The 16,269-nt window shown below is 61.2% G+C and carries 13 protein-coding genes; 3 read left to right on the top strand and 10 right to left on the bottom strand.

Annotated elements, in window-relative coordinates; translation table 11 throughout:
- Positions 1–236 precede the first annotated feature (236 nt).
- From BCS36_RS07190 to BCS36_RS07175, 4 genes are all read right to left on the bottom strand, one after another.
- The gene (locus tag BCS36_RS07190) at positions 237–1,487 is read right to left on the bottom strand and encodes a DUF4198 domain-containing protein (RefSeq protein ID WP_291302226.1); all 1,251 of its coding nucleotides are present in this window, start codon (positions 1,485–1,487) and stop codon (positions 237–239) included.
- A gap of 2 nt (positions 1,488–1,489) precedes the next feature.
- The gene (locus tag BCS36_RS07185; protein ID WP_291302225.1) at positions 1,490–2,392 is read right to left on the bottom strand and encodes a ComF family protein; all 903 of its coding nucleotides are present in this window, start codon (positions 2,390–2,392) and stop codon (positions 1,490–1,492) included.
- Between the two features lie 75 nt (positions 2,393–2,467).
- Positions 2,468–3,163, bottom strand: coding sequence for a flavodoxin family protein (locus BCS36_RS07180; protein ID WP_291302224.1), 696 nt, complete (start codon positions 3,161–3,163; stop codon positions 2,468–2,470).
- Positions 3,160–3,786 (bottom strand): MBL fold metallo-hydrolase, encoded by a 627-nt coding sequence (locus BCS36_RS07175; protein WP_291302223.1) that lies wholly within the window; start codon positions 3,784–3,786, stop codon positions 3,160–3,162. Before BCS36_RS07175 ends, BCS36_RS07180 begins: the two co-directional genes overlap by 4 nt.
- Positions 3,787–4,027: 241 nt before the next feature.
- On the opposite strand from BCS36_RS07175, the gene BCS36_RS07170 reads away from it, so the two are divergent.
- Positions 4,028–6,928, top strand: a complete 2,901-nt coding sequence (locus BCS36_RS07170; protein WP_291302222.1) for a diguanylate cyclase — start codon at positions 4,028–4,030, stop codon at positions 6,926–6,928.
- Between the two features lie 442 nt (positions 6,929–7,370).
- Here BCS36_RS07170 and BCS36_RS07165 read toward each other — a convergent pair whose 3' ends face one another.
- From BCS36_RS07165 to rfbF, 4 genes are all read right to left on the bottom strand, one after another.
- A complete protein-coding gene (locus tag BCS36_RS07165) occupies positions 7,371–8,348 on the bottom strand; it encodes a prenyltransferase (RefSeq protein WP_291302221.1) in 978 nt (325 codons plus the stop codon).
- 2 nt (positions 8,349–8,350) lie between these two features.
- Positions 8,351–8,848 carry a dTDP-4-dehydrorhamnose 3,5-epimerase family protein gene (locus BCS36_RS07160; protein WP_291302220.1) on the bottom strand — a complete coding sequence of 166 codons (498 nt, stop codon included), beginning with the start codon at positions 8,846–8,848 and terminating at the stop codon, positions 8,351–8,353.
- On the bottom strand, positions 8,848–9,963 hold the full coding sequence (gene rfbG, locus BCS36_RS07155) for a CDP-glucose 4,6-dehydratase (protein WP_291302219.1): 1,116 nt from the start codon (positions 9,961–9,963) through the stop codon (positions 8,848–8,850). Before rfbG ends, BCS36_RS07160 begins: the two co-directional genes overlap by 1 nt.
- Positions 9,964–10,059: 96 nt before the next feature.
- A complete protein-coding gene (gene rfbF / locus BCS36_RS07150) occupies positions 10,060–10,824 on the bottom strand; it encodes a glucose-1-phosphate cytidylyltransferase (RefSeq protein ID WP_291302218.1) in 765 nt (254 codons plus the stop codon).
- A 502-nt stretch (positions 10,825–11,326) separates the two neighbouring features.
- Here rfbF and BCS36_RS07145 point away from each other — a divergent pair.
- Positions 11,327–12,028: a hypothetical protein gene (locus tag BCS36_RS07145; protein ID WP_291302217.1), complete on the top strand. Its 702-nt coding sequence runs from the start codon at positions 11,327–11,329 to the stop codon at positions 12,026–12,028.
- A gap of 367 nt (positions 12,029–12,395) precedes the next feature.
- Here BCS36_RS07145 and hflX read toward each other — a convergent pair whose 3' ends face one another.
- Both hflX and BCS36_RS07135 read right to left on the bottom strand, forming a co-directional pair.
- Complete coding sequence (gene hflX / locus BCS36_RS07140) at positions 12,396–13,874, bottom strand: GTPase HflX (RefSeq protein ID WP_291302347.1); 1,479 nt, start codon at positions 13,872–13,874, stop codon at positions 12,396–12,398.
- Positions 13,875–14,173: 299 nt separating this feature from the next.
- On the bottom strand, positions 14,174–14,764 hold the full coding sequence (locus BCS36_RS07135; RefSeq protein WP_291302216.1) for an IMP cyclohydrolase: 591 nt from the start codon (positions 14,762–14,764) through the stop codon (positions 14,174–14,176).
- 174 nt (positions 14,765–14,938) lie between these two features.
- On the opposite strand from BCS36_RS07135, the gene BCS36_RS07130 reads away from it, so the two are divergent.
- Positions 14,939–15,745 (top strand): exodeoxyribonuclease III, encoded by an 807-nt coding sequence (locus BCS36_RS07130; RefSeq protein WP_291302215.1) that lies wholly within the window; start codon positions 14,939–14,941, stop codon positions 15,743–15,745.
- Positions 15,746–16,269 lie beyond the last annotated feature (524 nt).

Raw genomic sequence — 16,269 nt, 5'->3', positions numbered from 1 at the left:
GGGTTGCAGGGTGCGATAGTCGCACCTTCTGTTTAGCCTTACTTACCATAAACATTGTGACAGAAAAGGCAAGGGCCGGATTTTCGCCCGGCCCTGCAGTGAAACGTCAAAAATATTTTTATGGCTGGCCAGTACAATTTTATTTTTGAAGTTGCCCTGACGGTTTTTTATTCTATGTGCCATGGCGCTGGCATACTGCGCCCAACCGTCATGCCGCCGTTACGTCCCGCCCTGAATCAGCGCTTGCGGGCATCGGCGGCGCCATCAACATACAGCCAGAAAAGCGCGCCCAGATTCAGGGGCTTGGGCTGACCGTCCGGCCCCTTGAGGGGGTCACCAGGCGCGATTGCCATACAGCACCACCAGCCGGGCTGGTTGAGAATAAAGGAGAACTGACCGGCCTTGTCGGTGCGCGCCTCCATCTCCTCATGCCAGGGCGTGGGGACGGGGCGTTTTTCCGTATTGATGCGAACCATGCGCACGGGGGCGTTGGGCAGGGCTTTGCCGTGCAGCAGGGCGACGCCAGTGAAGAGGGCCGGCGCGGTGAGCCCGAAGGGGCGGGTAAGGGCCTGGATTTCAAACACCTGACCAACGGGCTGCTCCCACCCGCGTTCAACGCCGTGTACTGGCAGCATGGTTTTTACGTAGTGCTGCAAAAACTGTCCACGGGCGGCGTCCCACCAGGGGCGGCCTTCAATGATGAACTGGTAAAGGCCCGGAATGGTCAGCGCTACGTTGGCTCCCCAGGCTTTCTGGTCAAGGTAGCCTATTTCTTCCACATCGCCCAGAAGATCGCGGCGTTCCGGCTGAATGAGGCCGTCCTTGACCGGGCTGGCGTTGTCATAGCGCAGCACGGCAAACAGTTGCGGCATATCCATGACGATGCTCTGATACTGGAAGGGGCGCATCATGGTGATAAGCACATCAACCTGTTCGTCGATGGCGGGAAGCTCCGGGGGTGGCGGCGGCGCGGGGGCCTCCGCAACCGGAGGCGTTCCCTGTGGGGGAGTTGCCTGAGGCGGCGTTCCCTGCGGCGCGGGCGCTTTTGCGGCCCCTTGTTCAGCGCCGGGAGCGGCTTTGGCTGTGGGCGCGTTTGCTGCTTCCGGCTTGCGGGCGCTGGCAGCGGTCTTGCCGGTGTCAGCGCTTTTTTCCGGTTTGGGCGCAGGCTGCTTGCTTTCCTGCTTTTTGTCGTCGCGCTTGGCGGATGGGTCTGCCTTGTCGGTTTTGGCCGGAGCCTCGATGCTGGGCTGACTCGGCACCAGCAAGGTTACCTGGGCGTTGGCTGAGACAGCAGTAAAGGCGCAGCACACAACAGCCCACAGGGCAGCGGACAAAATGGCGCCCACCGTGTGGGGCAGGCTGGATGAAAAAGAAAAGCGCGGCATGAAGGCTCCTGCAATGCCGGATGTGAGCCCTGCAGCCCCGGATATGCCGGAGCCAGGGGCGGATCGTCCCGTTTGCGAGAACATAGCAGAACGTTTTCGCATTGTCATGTGGCAGACCTGTGACTTTTTGGCCAGTTTGCCTCTGCTGACGTGCTGTTGTCGGTGAATTCCATATCTTCTTTGGGCGTGCGGGCCACCACCAGCACATCCACACGGCTGGCCCCCGCCTTGAGCAGCGCGAGGCCCGCCGCGCGGAGGGTGCTGCCCGTTGTCATGACGTCGTCCACCAGCCACAGGCGCAACCCTTTTACCTCAGGGGAGGCCGCAAAGCTGTGGCGCACGTTTTCAGGCCGCGAGCGGGCGTTGAGGCCAACCTGGGCAGGGCCGGGGCGGGTGCGGCTGAGCAGGTCGGGAGCAAGCGCAAGGCCGGTTTGCACATGCAGGGCCTTTGCAAGCTCATGCGCCTGGTTGTAGCCCCTGTGCCGCAGATGCCCCGGATACTGGGGCACAGCCAGCAGGGCGTCGGGACCGGGCAGACAGCGTGCGGCCTCCAGAAGAAATGCGCCAAGCAGCGGGGCCAGGTAGATATGCCCGTCAAACTTGAGCCGCAAAAGCGCATGGCGCAAGGATTCGCGGTAAAGCCCATAAAACGCGGCTTGCGTCCAGGGTGGCGGATCTGTGAGGCAACGCCCGCACAAACTGCCCTGGTATTCTTTCTGTGAAGCCTCACAGTCGCCAGCTGGCACAGGAGCGGGCAGGCCGTTGGGCGCAGGGGCGGGCAGGCCGCACAATGGGCAGCGCGGGCCTCTGTAGGGGGCAAGCAGGTTGCGGCACGAGGGGCACAGGGACGCGGCAGGGTCGAAAAGACCCGCAGGCGGCGAAGCACTGTCGGGAGAGCGTTTTTCCGCGTCAGGGCTGAAGGGGCGCAGGCAGTGAAAGCACCGGGCCTGGGCAAGCCCCAGAAAACGGGCGGCTGTGGAGATTTTTCGGGTAAATTGTATGCTCATCCGGGCAACCTGACGATTGTGTTTGCCACCTGGTCAGCAAGGGGGCCAAGGGGTCAGGGCCCCGGATCGGCACGGTCAGCAGACGGCAGAAGGGCTGTCCTTGGCGCAGCCCGAACCGGGGCTGGCGGCCGGGTCATATCCCGGCACCTTGCCCGCCATGAGCCTGCAACCCCAATCGTGCCCCCAGGCGTGCAGCGCGGCGCGCACAGCGGGGCGTTCTTCAAGATCCTTCACCTTTTCAAGCCCGCGCAGCAGCCGTGTTTCGCTGATTGTCGCGTTCAGCGGAGAAAGAAAATAGCGCAGCGTCAGCAGGGAGCCCGAGAACAGCAGGTTGCCGCGCGGCCTTCCGGCTACGAGGCTCACCAGTGTGGGCTTGATCGGCGGACGGGGAAATATGGGCTTGGGCGCCGGGTTGAGGTTTTGGGCGGCCCAGAAGCGCTGGGTGCGGTCAATGAGCGCCTTGAAATGCGCGGGCAGGGAATAGAAATAGATGGGCGCGGATATGAAGAGCAGGGGCGCGGCTTCAATAAGTGAAAATATTTCATCCGCACTGTCTTTCATGCCGCCGTAATCCCGTCCCGACAGCGTGCACTTGTATGGCGGCTTGGTACAGCCGCCACAATCGACGCATCCTTCAAACGCGTAGTCGCGCAAGGCCACAAGCTGCCAATCGACTCCGGCCTCGGCCGCCCCTTCGACCACAAGGCGGGCCACAGTGTCAGACACCCCATTGGGGTGCGGACTGCAAAGAAGGGTTAGCGGCCTGCTCATGGTCTGAACTCACCACAAAAGGGGTTATTGGCGATTTCGTCGCCGATATTGCTTGCCGGGCCGTGTCCCGGATAGACCGTGGTGTCGGCGGGCAGTTTGAAGAGCACATCCTTGACCGAGTGCAAAAGCGTGTCGTGATCGCCGCCGGGAAAGTCCGTGCGTCCGATGGAGCGGTAGAACAGGGCGTCGCCGGAAAAGACCGCATGCTCGTCAGGGAAGTAAAGGGAGACGCCGCCGGGGGTATGACCAGGCGTTTTAAGAACATCGCAAACCATGTCGCCAAAGATTGTTTTGCCCAGAGGCATCGGGCTGGCCGTAAACTCCGGAACCGGCGGAAAGCCCCAGACGCCGCCCTTGCCGGATTCCGTACCCGCGAGGCTGTCGTCGTCCTGTGGAATGTATATCGGCGCGCCGGTGGCTTCTTCCAGAGCGGCCACACCGTACATATGGTCGAAGTGGCGATGGGTTATGCAGATGGCGTCAAGCTTCAGGTTGTGCGTATTCATGTATTCCAGCATGGGCGCGGGGTCGCCGCCTACGTCAATGGCCACGGCCTTGGAAGCCGTGTGGATAAGGTAGCTGTTGGTCTGTAAAGGGCCTATGGGAAAAGCAGCAACTGCCATGTGGGTTTTCCTTGTATGTGGGGATTGCGGTTCGGATGTCGGCGGCACGCTGCGGATCCGCAGCGCGATAACAACTTTCGCAGACCAGATACTACCCTCTTAATTTTCGCTGGGCAAGCCTGTGTGGAGTGTTTGACGCGCCAGAGGCGGTTTTTCAAGATATTTTCTAGACAAGCTTCTGTCAGCGCACTACACTGCCGCCATAAAACAGAGTTTGCCGACCGCAGAAGGATTTGAGTAAATGACCCGGAATACAACGCGAAAAATCGCCGGAGCAAGCCCCAAGGGCAGGTCTCATGACATGGCGGACTCCAGGCCCGGCACAGCCGCCCAGGCGGATATGCCCGCCGGTGCTCCCCATCTGGACTGGACGGGCGGGACAGAGAATTTTTGGGGCGTGCAAGCACACGGCGACAGCAGCCTCACGCGGGAGTGGTCTGAACTGGTGGCCATACAAAAGCTGGCCCGTGAAGACCTTATGGAAATGGAAGGTCTGCTGTGCCGCCAGTTATCGGCGTTCTTGAGCTTCAGCGGTCACGCGCTCTATTTTCCCAGAGAGCACACCCCGGAAGAACCACGGCTGTTGACGCGCGAGCGCAGGCTGCTTCTGCCCCTGCACTGGGGCGGGCGTCAGCTTGGCATGGTCATGCTGCACGGCGTGCGTGTCCGTGAGGTGCGGCCTCTTTTGAAGGTGTTGCCTGCCCTTGCCTCCCTGTGTCTGGAAAATCTGGCCCGCGCCAAGGCCGTACGCACAGACGCCGTTACTGGTCTTGCCACGGAGGAAAGCCTGTTTGCCCGTATGGAAGGCGAGGCTGAAAGGGTGCGCGCCCATCTTGAAGAGCCTTCAGCCCCGGAAGGCCTTGCAGCCCCCATGTACCGCATGTGTATGGGCATCGTGCTGCTGCGCCTGAGCAACGGGCCTGATATGATTCGGCGGTATGGCTATGCCTTTGACGAGAATGTCATGCGCCAGCTTGCCGCCGCCTGTCGCGCCGTTCTGCCTTCGGACGTGCTTGCCGCACGGGTGGGAACGCACGAGATGGCGCTCTTGCTTTCCGCCAGCGGGCGTGGCGCATGCCACAAGCTGGCCTGCGCCGTTCTGGCCCGCATGCAGGCGTTGCGTCCCGTCCCGCCCCTGACAAAGCAAGGGGTGGCTCCACGCCTGTGCGCCGGGCACGCCCTGTATCCGCAGGACATGCAGGGAGCAGAAATGAGGCTTGGCATGTATGAGCAGGCCCGGCTGCTCATGGCCAGAGCCCGGCTTGCGGCGGATGTTGCGGGTCAGACCGCTGCCGGAGCAGCAGCCAGCCGTTCCTGCGAAGGGCGCGTCATGCCTTTTGCGCGCATCCTGCAAGAGGGCGGGCTTGTGCTGGAAACACTGCCGGTGGGTCGTCTGCGCATCAGTCTTGGGCGACAGGCCAAGGCCCGCGAAGGCATGCGCTTTGCCGTGTGGAGCGCCGAACCCGACCAGAAGGCGCGCCACAAGGGCGAAATCGTGCTGCTGCGTGTGGGCGACAGGGATTCCATTGCCGAAATTCTGCATCTGGTCGACACCACGTTCCTGCCTGCGCCCGGCGACAGTCTGGCGCTTCTTGGGCAAAGCCCGGTGCTCAGTCCTGACCTCGACGGACATGATCCCGTGCTGCATTTTTCCGACGCGCAGGGTATGCATTCCATACCGCCCGTGCCATCCGTTACTGCCGGGCAACAGAACGCCGACGTTGCTCCGGCTGCCGAAATACCCGGGCACGCGCGGCAGCAGGTCGAAACGGATTCCGTGGCCCCGGCAGCCAGCCCCGCCCCGGGGGCCAGTCCCGAGCGGGACGCTGGCAAAGCGGCATCCTTTGCCGCATCCTTTACGGCAACTTCAGGAAGCGCCACGGCAGGGCATGCCCAGGCTGAGGGCGAACCCGCCGCCCTTGCGCCAGATACCGTGGCTGCCCTGAATGCCGTGGACGCCGCAAATGCCGCATATGCCGCAGACGCCGGGCAGGCCACGCTGTGCGGTCACGGTGATTTTCTCAATCGTTTTGCGCAGGAAAGCGAGCGCCGCGCCCGCTTTGTGCTTGCCATTGTTCGCATGGAAGGCGCGTCCAGCTCCACGGCGGCAACAGCCCTGCGCTTGTGGGAAAAACTGCTGCGAGAGGCCGCCCCGCATGATCCGGGCTCCACTCCCCTGGCCGGGCTTTATGGCAGCAACAGCCTGATTTTTTTTCACCCCGGTTCAGAGCCGCAGAACGTCGTGCCCCTGTATGAGGCCCTGTGCTCGGCCCTGAATGACGAGGGCGTCGACGCTGCGGCGGGTCTGGCCGCCTTTCCCTTCTTGCAGTATCGCAAGGCCGAAATGCCCGACTGCGCCCTCAGAGCTCTGGAGTATGCTCTTCTTCTGCCGCATCCAAGAGTGGGGCAATGCAACTCTCTGGCCCTGAACATCAGTGCCGACCGGCGCTACAGCCTTGGCGACGTGTTCGGCGCGCTTGAAGAATACAAGCTCGCCCTGCTGGCGGACGAAACCAACGTCATGGCCTGGAATTCTCTTGGCGTGTGCATGGCGGCCCTGGGGCGCAGGCATGAGGCGCGCAGGCATTTTCTTGAAGCCCTGCGCCATAAGCCGGATGAAAGCACAGCCACGCAGATTAACTACAATCTCGGCAATGTCTGCCAAAGCCTGGGAGAGCGCCGCGCCGCCGCGCGCTATTACCGGCAGTGCGTCAAGACTGCGCCTGACCATCTGTTTGCCCATATACGCCTGGGGCAGTTGTGCGAGCAAAGCGGCAAAAGAGCCGAAGCCCGCCGTTATTACGAACTGGCCGCCGCCATTGAAGACGCCGCCCCCGGGCGGCCCGGCGTGGCCAGGCGGCATCTGGCCCGTGTGGCTGCCCGGCAGCGCAAGGGCGGCGAAGCCCGTGAACTGCTGCATGAGGCATTGCTGCGCAATCCGCAGGATGCTGCCTCCATGCTGCTGTTGGCCAATATCTACCTTGACGGCAACGAAGACCCGGCCATGGCGGAACTTCTGGCCCGCAAGAGCGCTGGCCAGCACGACAGGCCCGAGGCATGGCAGACCCTGGCCCGCGCCCTGCGAGCCTTAGACCGTGAAGACGAGGCCCGGCTGGCCGAAGCAAGGGCCGTGCTGGGCTGAGACGCAAAATAATATCGTGTTCAATATCGCGTTCCACAAAAAAAGGGGCGGCCTGTGCCGCCCCTTTTTCAGTGAGTCAGGGTAATTTTATTTTGAAAATTTTTGTGGGGGAGGGTGGTTAGGTAAAGGCGTTTTGTGGGGGAGGGACCCTTTTGCAAAAGGGTCTCCTCCCCCACGCCCCCACCCCCTAAAACCTCTATCGGGGAGCAATTTCATGTGGAAAGTGCTCTGGCGGCTGCAGGGGGCAGGCGTTTGTCGTAAAGGCGTAAGCGTGGGGCTGCACTGCAAATGCTGCTTGCGGCGCGGCTTGCACGGTGGAGAATAATGCCAGCAACCGTGGCGAGAGTGCGGCGAGCCGCAACGTGGCATGGATTCAGCCGAAAATTCTATTTTTTGGCAGAACGGAAAATTGAAATGGGAAGCATTTCAAAGATAATCTGGTCTAAAGGGCCACTCCGGCAATGAGCGCCGCGCCGCTCAAAAGATAGCATTTGCGCACCAGGTGTCCGTATGCGTCCAGAGGCAGCCAGTCGCCGGATTGTGCCGCGGCGATATGGCGGCAGGCCCGCAAATAGAAGGGCAGGCCCAGCAAGGCCAGCGCCACAGGCCAACCAGCCAGCCCGGCAGCCCACAGATTGAGCAGCAGCAGCCATACGGCGGGCCACCACAGGCGGAAGACAAGCGCGGCCTTGTCCTTGCCCAGCCTGTTGGCCAGGGTGTGTTTGCCCGCGGCGAGATCTGTTTCGATTTCGGGCAGGCTCTGATAGTACAGCACGCCCGCCACCATAAGACCTATGGGAAGCGCCAGCGCCATGCTGCGCGGGTCAAAGCTTTGCAGCAGCAGGGACGTGCTGGCGCAGACCATGATAAAGCCCATATTCAGACAGACGAACAGTTCTCCGAGCGCCCTGTGCCCGTAGCGCAGGGGCGGGGCCACATAAAAAATGGCCGAGGCCACGGCAAAGAGGCTCGCGGCCCACAAACCGCAGCGCAAAGCTGCGGGCGCCAAGGCTATGAGCAGCCCGCCCACAGCCAGCGTGGCGGGGGTAAGCAGCATAAGCGCCACGGAAAGCTGGCGGGGGCTGATGGAACCGTTCTGAATAACGCGCGACCCGCCGATATTGTCGCCGCCGTCCACACCAAGGATATGGTCGAAGAGATCATTGGCAAAGTTGGCGATGGTCAGCCCCATAAAGCAGCCGAGCAGAAGAAGTCCGTAAACAGTCCACTGTCGTGGGCTGATCTGCCCCTCGAGGCGAAAGGCAAAGGCCAGAGCCAGGGTTACCGGTATGGCCGCCGTGATGAAGAAGGGCGGTCGGCAGGCCTGCCACCATGCGCGCAATGTCGCTGCGCCCGACAGGCGCGGGACATTGTCGGGCCGCCCTTGCCAGGCGGCCCGCAACAGACTGTTATATTTCATGGCTATGCCTCTTCCGCGCCCCAGGCGTAGGGAATGGACGGATCATCCATGGGCAGGCGTTGGCCTTCTGTCGGATCGTGGGGAATGTCCGCACAGTTGCAGATGAGGGCAGGCGCGTCGCCCATGGCCGAGAAGCCGTACCACACGCCCGTGGGGATGCGCAGCAGGGCGTAGTTGTCCGGCCTGCCCAGGGCCAGTTCGCACACAACGCCTCTGGTCGCGGAGCCTTGCCTGTCATCATACAGCACAATGCGCAACAGCCCGGAAGGAACGGCAAAGTGCTGTACCTGGCGGGTATGGCGCTTCCACGCCTTGACGTGGCCGGGCAGAACTTCGGAAAAATATATTTCCCCGAAGCACTGGCGAAAATCGGGCAGCAGGGCGGATTCTGGGCGCAGCATATGCATCACCGGGCCGCCGGGAGTGGGGATCACCGCCAGCGGTTGCAGCAATGCGCCTTCAATGCCCACATCCTGCGCCATGCTTTCTGAAGCTTCCATTATTTTACCCACACCTGCCCGCGCTGTTCGGCGGCGTTCACATAGGCCGAAATCTGGCCCAGCGTGAAGTCCAGCATGTTCTGCGGTTTTTTCCCGCCTTCGCCCTGATAGAAGCAATGGTACCATTCCGCAGTGTAGCGGATGGTTTCTTCAAAATTGAGCGTGGCCTTCCAGCCCAGGTGGGCCAGGGCCTTGTCGCAGCAAAGCTTGAGCAGGGTGCATTCCTTCATGCCAGCCTGCCCGGCCTTGTCCATTTCGCTGTTAAAGCCGGGCCAGTGCATGGCCAGGGCTTCAACCACTTCGGCCACGGTATTGTTCACATCAGCGGCGGGGCCGAAGTTGTACGCCTGGCCGCGCAGGTCAAAGGGGCTGTTCTGGCCGAGAAGGAGCCGCGCGCCCAGCCACAGGTAGCCCGAAAGGGGTTCCAGAACCAGCTGCCAGGGGCGGGTGGCCCAGGGGCTGCGGATCTGCACCGGCTGGCCTGCGGCCCAGGCACGGGCGCAGTCGGGCACTATGCGGTCTGTGGCCCAGTCGCCGCCGCCTATGACGTTGCCCGCGCGCACAGTGGCGCAGGCCGGGCCGTCCTTGAAAAAGCTCTCAAAATAGGAATGCGCGATGATTTCGGCGCAGCTTTTGGAAGCGGAGTAGGGGTCGTGCCCGCCAAGGTGGTCGGTTTCACGGTAGCCCCACACCCATTCGTCATTGCGGTAGCACTTGTCCGAGGTAATCATGACCACAGCGCCGACATCGGGGCAGGCGCGCACGGCCTCCAGCATGTTGAGCGTGCCCATCATGTTGGACTCGAAGGTGAGCGCAGGATCGTCATAGGATTTACGCACCAGAGCCTGGGCGGCCAGATGAAAGACCGCGTCCGGGCGGAACTGGCGCACGGCCTGCACCAGGGCATCGCGGTCGCGTATGTCGCCGCGCAGGTCGGCCTCAAGGTGCGCGCCAAGGTTCATGGCGCTGTAATGCGAGGGTTCGGTGGGCACGTCGTCGGAAAAGCCGCCCACCACAGCGCCCATCTGGCTCAGCCATGCCGCCAGCCAGGAGCCTTTAAAGCCCGTGTGCCCGGTTACGAAAACCCGGCGTCCTTTATATGCGTTGGCAAACATGGTTTGCTCCTTCAGAAATGGTTGCAGCGCGACAGGACGGAGGCTGGCGCAACTGTGCTCCGCTCCGTCCTGACGCGCCTGACGTAAAACGCGGGCCTACACCCAAAAAGCGCGGCCGGAATCCCAAAGCTCGTTGAGCTTGATGGAGTCGCGCAGCGTGTCCATGCACTGCCACTGGCCGGGATGCGGGTACATCGAAAGCTGCCCCTCAGCCGCAAGCCTTTGCAGGGGTTCTTTTTCAAGGTCGCAGCTTTCATCCTCGCTGAGGTAGTCCAGAAATTCGCGCTTGAAGACAAAAAAGCCGCAGTTGATGTACTCGTCCAGCACGGGTTTTTCTTCCCATGAAAGGATTTTGCCCTGATCGTCGGTGCGCACGGTGCCGAAGCGCGAGGGCATGCGTACGCCCGTGAAGGTGCCGATGCTGCCGGACTGCTTGTGGAATTCGATAAGCTTGTGCAGGTCGATGTCCGCCACGCCGTCGCCATAGGTGACCATGAAGCGGTCGGTGTCAATATACTTGGCCACGCGTTTGAGACGGCCGCCTTTGAGGGTGTCCTCGCCGGTGTCGCACAGGGTGACGCGCCAGTCCTCAATGTGACTCGGGTAGGTGGTGATGTTCCCGTTTTTCAGATCCACGGTGAAATCCGTGTTGCGGATATTGTAGTCATGAAAATACTGCTTTATGACCTGCCCTTTGTAACCCAGCGGCAGCACAAAATCCTTGAAGCCGAAGCGGGCATAAATGGACATGATGTGCCACAGCACGGGCCGTCCGCCGATCTCGACCATAGGCTTGGGTTTGACCGAGGTTTCTTCGCGCAAACGCGTGCCCTTGCCGCCACACATAATAATGACTTTCATGTAAGTGCCTCCTGACGCTGCGCCTCAGTCACAATGCCGTGCGCTGCTCGTGGCCCATGTGTAGCAGAAGGCCGTGAGGAAAAAAAGCCCTGTGGCGGAGCGGCGGCCCCCTTGCGTTGGAGCGCGTTCACCTTGTGAAGCCGCCCGGCCGCCGCGTGCGCAGGGCGTGCCGTGGCTGCGCAATCACGGCGGGCCCGCGCTGTTGCATGCCGTGGCGACCATATTCTGACGTTGCGGAGATAAATTCGTAAAGTTGATTTGCTCTGGCGCGCGCGAAAGGGTATAGAAAGCTTGTGGCGTTCCAGATTCGCCGTTGATGCAGTCTGGCGTGTGGCCGGGGCAATCTCGCAAAGACATTGCCTGTGGCATGTTCACGCAGGCAACAGTCTCAAAGGCGCGAGCGCTCTTTTCTGGCGTTGTTGCGCAGTAAGGTGAACGATGTGAACCTTTGGGGATGTCTGTTCTCAAAGTTGAAATGCTGTAGATTTGCCAAGAGGTGTGTATGAAATTGGGTAGCCGTTCTTCACGTTATTTCTTCGTATTGATTATCCTGGCGGCGCTGGTGGCCGCCTGCGTATCCTCCGGGCCGCAAAAAGCGCTTAACGGCATGGCCGAGGCCTTGAAAAAGAATGACAGTGCCGCCTTTTTGGCTGGTATGGACATGAAGAGCTTTGCCAACAATGAAATGAAGAATCTTGCCAGAGAAGAGGCCCCACTGGGGTTTTTGGACAACCTGGGCCGCTCGCTCGGCATTGGCGGTATGGATGAGATTCTGGGCAGCATCGTGGATATGGAGTCGCGCCTGCACAGCCAGTTCAACCGTGGCGTCAGCACGGGGGAACTTATGGCCCAATGCCGTGAGGCCGAGACGCCCAACTGCCCCTGGGTGCCCGAAAGCCTGAATAACGCCAAGATTACGGAAATAGGCTCCGACGCCGCCGTGGCCCAGGTGACCACTCCCGCCCGCATGACAAGCTGGCTTGCCTTGCGCAAGGTTGGCGACAGGTGGCTGGTGGTGGGACGGGCCGTTATGGAAAGCACGGCCCGCGAGTATGCCGCCGGAAAAAGCGTGCCTTCTGCTCCTGCCGTCCCTCCTGCCGCCCCCGCTGCGCCTGGTGAACCCAAGCCGCAGCCCGCGCCGGAAAAACCTGCTCCCGGGCAGGACACGATGGCTGGCGATACGCAGGGCGTTACCAAAATTTAGGGCATGTTACCTTTTGAAAGAGCACATGCTCCAACGCTGCACGAGAGTGCAGGGCGTAGTGTATGAAAATAAAAAGCCCCCCATGCTTCGGCGTGCGGGGTTTTTTTGTGCATGGTCGGAGCCCCGGTGTTCTGGCGCGCAAGGCTTCTGGTCAGGGGATGCTTGTTTGGGCAAGAACTGAAAATGCATGCCCGCCGTATGTGGGCATTTCAAATGTTCCAGACAGTGTCGTCACGAGATGAATTTTCAGTCATATCAAGGAGAACGAGCTTTTTATACAGGGCGTGTACTTCTGATGGTACTCGACCGAAATAAAAGGCGAAGTTCGACGCAGAAATAATTGGAAAGGCGCTCGGGACGATACTGTTTAGTTGAGGCTGTAGGGGACATCTTCAACAATGGTTGTGGCCTCGTGCAGCAGACGCATTTCAAGCTCTTCCAGCAGCACCTTGCAGCCCTCGCCTGTTTTGGCGGTGATGGGCAGGGCAAGGGGAAAGGCGTCGGCCAGTTCCGCCCTGGCGGGGGCTTCCAACTGATCCCATTTATTGAGGATGAGCAGGCGCGGCACACGGTCAAGCTCCATTTCGGCCAGTATGGTTTCCACGGCGTTGATCTGCTGCAAAAGGTCGGGATGCGAGGCGTCGGCCACATGCAGAAGCAGCTGGGCTGCCTCCAGTTCTTCAAGAGTGGCGCGAAAAGCGTCCATGAGCTCCTTGGGCAGATTGCGGATGAACCCTACGGTGTCGGCCAGAATAAGCTCTTTTTCTGCGGGAAAGCGCAGCCGCCGCGTGGTGGGGTCAAGAGTGGCGAAAAGCTTGTTCTCCGCCAGTACCTCGGAGCGGGTGAGCGTATTGAGCAGCGTGGACTTGCCAGCATTGGTATAACCCACAAGGGCGGCCAGGGGGATGCCCTGACGTGAGCGGCGCGCTCTGGTAAAGGAGCGCTGGCGACGCAACTGATCAAGATCCTTGCGGATGCGGGCCATGCGGTCGCGTATTTTGCGGCGGTCAGTCTCAAGCTTGGTTTCGCCTGGGCCGCGTCCGCCGATGCCGCCCATGAGGCGGTCCATGGCGCGGTTTTTGCCCACAAGGCGCGGCTGGGTGTAGCGCAACTGGGCCAGTTCCACCTGCAACTTGCCCGCGCGGCTTACGGCGTGCTGGGCAAAGATATCAAGAATAAGCTGGGTGCGGTCTATGACCTTGCGTTCGGTGATGTCAGCCAGATTGTGCAGTTGCGAGGGCGAAAGCTCGCCGTCAAAGACCAGCATGCCCGCCCTGCCTTGCAGGGCCAGCACTTCAAGCTCCGCCACCTTGCCCCGGCCCATGATAAGGCGCGGGTTCACCTGGGTCACGCGCTGCACCATGCGCCCGGCCACGGTCAGCCCGGCGGTGCGCGCAAGCTCGCCCAGTTCGTCCAGGTTGCGCTCCTGAATAATGCGGGGCACAGCAGCCACGGAAACCAGCAGGACTCGCGGGCTGCCGTCCGCCTCCTTGGCGTCTTCGGCCCTGCGGGAAAGCTCTTCTTCCAGCGCTTCGGCAGTGTCCGTCATATGGGCTGCCGTGCGGTCCCAGGGGCGTGGCTGGTCAAGATGGTAGGCCTGACCGTTGACGCTGGAGGGCAGCAAATGCGCCGCCTGCCACTGCACAGGGTCGCCCACGGGGTTGACCGTGAGCGCTATGACGGCGTCCAGCCGCAGGAAGAGCATATCCATAAGGTCTTCCTGGCTGATGCCGCCGGGGGTCAGGTGCGTGTGCAAAAGACGCAGGCCGCGCAGGCGCTCGTTGCCGCTGCGGCCTCTGGGCAGTTCGGGAATCAATATGCTGCCCGGCTCGCCCACAATGACCATCTGCACGCGGCCCTTGCGGTCTATGAGCAGGCCAACCTGCCGTCCTACGGAGCGTGAAAGCAGCGCCAGTTCACGCGCCTGCTCCACCGTATAGACGTCTTCCGCCGGAAAACGGCGGTTGAACAAACGGTTGAGGGCGGTAAGCTGGCTCGGTTTCAGCCCCTGTACATTGCCTTCTGGTTTTGGAATGGTCGGCTCCTGACGGGCGTGTATCGTTGAATGTCCAGTGGCCGGTGCGACTGGCGCGGCGACCGTGCACGGAAAAAACGGGGCGGCCGGGCCGCCCCGTGGCATGACGGTTAAGGACGAAGATAGGACGTGATGAGGGCGTCGTAGCGCGAAGTGGCCTCAAAGGCCCTCGAGGCCATGATCTGGCGAAATTCCAGGCCAACGCCGTTATTGTTGGCGCGCATTTCGTCCATGGCTACAGGATACCACTGGGGCGAGGGCAGGACAAGAACGCTGTGGAAGTTCTTGGCAGCCGCCCGCAGCATACATGGGCCGCCGATGTCGATTTCTTCCACGGCTTCCTCAAGCGAAAGGTGCCGCTCCACTGCGCCCGCAAAGTCGTAGAGGTTGACGCAGACGAGATCAAAAGGGCGTATGCCTTTTTCGGTCAGGGTCTGCATGTGGGATTCTTCGTCCTTGTTGGCCAGAATGCCTGCGTGAATCTTGGGGTGCAGGGTTTTTACCCGGCCTCCGAGAACTTCGGGGAAACCGGTTACCGTGCTCACCGCGGTGACGGGCAGCCCCGCCGCCTCCAGCACTTTCTGGGTGCCGCCGGTGGAGATAAGCTCCACGCCGCGGGCTGTCAGAAAAGTGGCGAATTCCACAAGGCCGCTTTTGTCCGTGACGCTTAATATGGCGCGTCTGATGGGCAAAATTTCCATGAAGCGACTCCTAAAATTTCATGGGCTCTTGCGCCGGAAAGCCCGGCGCTGCGTAATGCAACCCTGGCTTATTACTACAGCAAAGCTTCTTTTTGCGCAATCGGCAACAGCGCGTCCGTTACCTGCGAGCTTGCGGGGCCGGGCCACCAAGGCTATGCTATGCTCGGAGGTTTTATGCAGTTCAAACTTGTATCCTGGAACGTCAACGGCCTGCGCGCGGTATCCGCCAAGGCTGAATGGGACTGGTTCACGCAGACCGATGCGGATGTGGTGGCCCTGCAAGAAACCAAGGCCCACCCCGAACAGCTGGACGAGACAGTGCGTGAGCCAGCGGGATGGGAGTCCCGCTGGGCGTCCAGCGTTGTGAAAAAAGGTTATTCCGGCGTGGCCGTGTACAGCCGCAGACCTTTTTTGTCTTGCAGCGCAGAACTGCCGCAGCCCGAGTATCAGGGCGAGGGGCGTCTGCTGCATCTGGAATACCCGGCATTTCATTTTTTCAACGGCTATTTCCCCAATGGCGGCGGCGAAGAGCTGGACGAAAACGGCAAACCCACTGGCGCATTCAAGCGGGTGCCCTATAAAATGGGATATTTCGAGGCTTTTTTGGCCTATGCTGAAGAGTGCCGTAAAACAAAACCCATCGTTGTTTGCGGCGATTTCAATATCGCGCACCGGCCCATTGATCTGGCCCGGCCCAAGCAGAATGAAAAAAATACGGGTTTTCTGCCCGAAGAGCGGGCTTTTATGGACCGCTTTGTTGCTATGGGGTATGTGGACACGTTCCGCCACGTGCACGGCGACGCGCCCGACAACTATTCGTGGTGGTCGTACAAGAGCCGTGCGCGCGAAAAGAACGTGGGCTGGCGCATTGACTACTTTTTTGTGTCGCAGGAGCTTGCGTCCGCCATCCGTGACGCCTGGATCGAGCAGGACGTTTACGGCTCGGACCATTGCCCTGTGGGCCTGAGCCTTGAGGTGTAGGGCTGCCCGAAAGGGATAGCGCCAGGCGGCCCCGGCTGCTGTGATGGGGCCGTTACGTCTTGGCCGCTGATGCGACGCGGCTGTTGCGCCCATGCCTGTCTCAGTGCGGCATGCTGCGGCACGAGGCGTGGTTTTTGGTGGTCTGCCCCTGACGCGGATCACGGATAACGCCTGTCCTGCTCGTTCAGGCAGTATTGCTAGTCCGGCCAGTTCGCGCAGTCCGGCCAGTCCGTCGAGCGTATGCCCTACGCGGTCTGAGCGTTGTCCGCTGCCAGTATCTGGGGCGGCAGTCCACCGCGAAAGGGCCGCGAAAAAAAACCGCCTTTGTTCTCCCCGTATAAAAGGGGAGGCAAAGGCGGTTCTTGCGTTCAGAGCAGAGCAAGCGCGCCGTCAAAAAATGGACTTCTGAACGCGAGAGCAGGGCAGGGGCGGCGGGCTGGAGCCCAATACCCAGAGCTTGTTGCTTCTATACGCGCGGCGGCTGTGTGGGCAGAGGTCCGCTCGAAGGTACAAGTGCTGTCTAT

Origin of the sequence: Desulfovibrio sp. MES5 (genome assembly GCF_002237645.1) — a bacterium.
GTDB lineage: Bacteria > Desulfobacterota > Desulfovibrionia > Desulfovibrionales > Desulfovibrionaceae > Desulfovibrio.
The sequence above is the reverse complement of the archived record's forward strand: the minus strand, read 5'-3'. Positions and strand labels throughout refer to the sequence as shown.

What these genes read in the sequence shown, in the direction of transcription:
- BCS36_RS07190 (WP_291302226.1), bottom strand. Translation starts at nt 1,487, where the DNA reads ATGCGAAAACGTTCTGCTATGTTCTCGCAAACGGGACGATCCGCCCCT.
- BCS36_RS07185 (WP_291302225.1), bottom strand. Translation starts at nt 2,392, where the DNA reads ATGAGCATACAATTTACCCGAAAAATCTCCACAGCCGCCCGTTTTCTG.
- BCS36_RS07180 (WP_291302224.1), bottom strand. Translation starts at nt 3,163, where the DNA reads ATGAGCAGGCCGCTAACCCTTCTTTGCAGTCCGCACCCCAATGGGGTG.
- BCS36_RS07175 (WP_291302223.1), bottom strand. Translation starts at nt 3,786, where the DNA reads ATGGCAGTTGCTGCTTTTCCCATAGGCCCTTTACAGACCAACAGCTAC.
- BCS36_RS07170 (WP_291302222.1), top strand. Translation starts at nt 4,028, where the DNA reads ATGACCCGGAATACAACGCGAAAAATCGCCGGAGCAAGCCCCAAGGGC.
- BCS36_RS07165 (WP_291302221.1), bottom strand. Translation starts at nt 8,348, where the DNA reads ATGAAATATAACAGTCTGTTGCGGGCCGCCTGGCAAGGGCGGCCCGAC.
- BCS36_RS07160 (WP_291302220.1), bottom strand. Translation starts at nt 8,848, where the DNA reads ATGGAAGCTTCAGAAAGCATGGCGCAGGATGTGGGCATTGAAGGCGCA.
- rfbG (WP_291302219.1), bottom strand. Translation starts at nt 9,963, where the DNA reads ATGTTTGCCAACGCATATAAAGGACGCCGGGTTTTCGTAACCGGGCAC.
- rfbF (WP_291302218.1), bottom strand. Translation starts at nt 10,824, where the DNA reads ATGAAAGTCATTATTATGTGTGGCGGCAAGGGCACGCGTTTGCGCGAA.
- BCS36_RS07145 (WP_291302217.1), top strand. Translation starts at nt 11,327, where the DNA reads ATGAAATTGGGTAGCCGTTCTTCACGTTATTTCTTCGTATTGATTATC.
- hflX (WP_291302347.1), bottom strand. Translation starts at nt 13,874, where the DNA reads ATGGTCATTGTGGGCGAGCCGGGCAGCATATTGATTCCCGAACTGCCC.
- BCS36_RS07135 (WP_291302216.1), bottom strand. Translation starts at nt 14,764, where the DNA reads ATGGAAATTTTGCCCATCAGACGCGCCATATTAAGCGTCACGGACAAA.
- BCS36_RS07130 (WP_291302215.1), top strand. Translation starts at nt 14,939, where the DNA reads ATGCAGTTCAAACTTGTATCCTGGAACGTCAACGGCCTGCGCGCGGTA.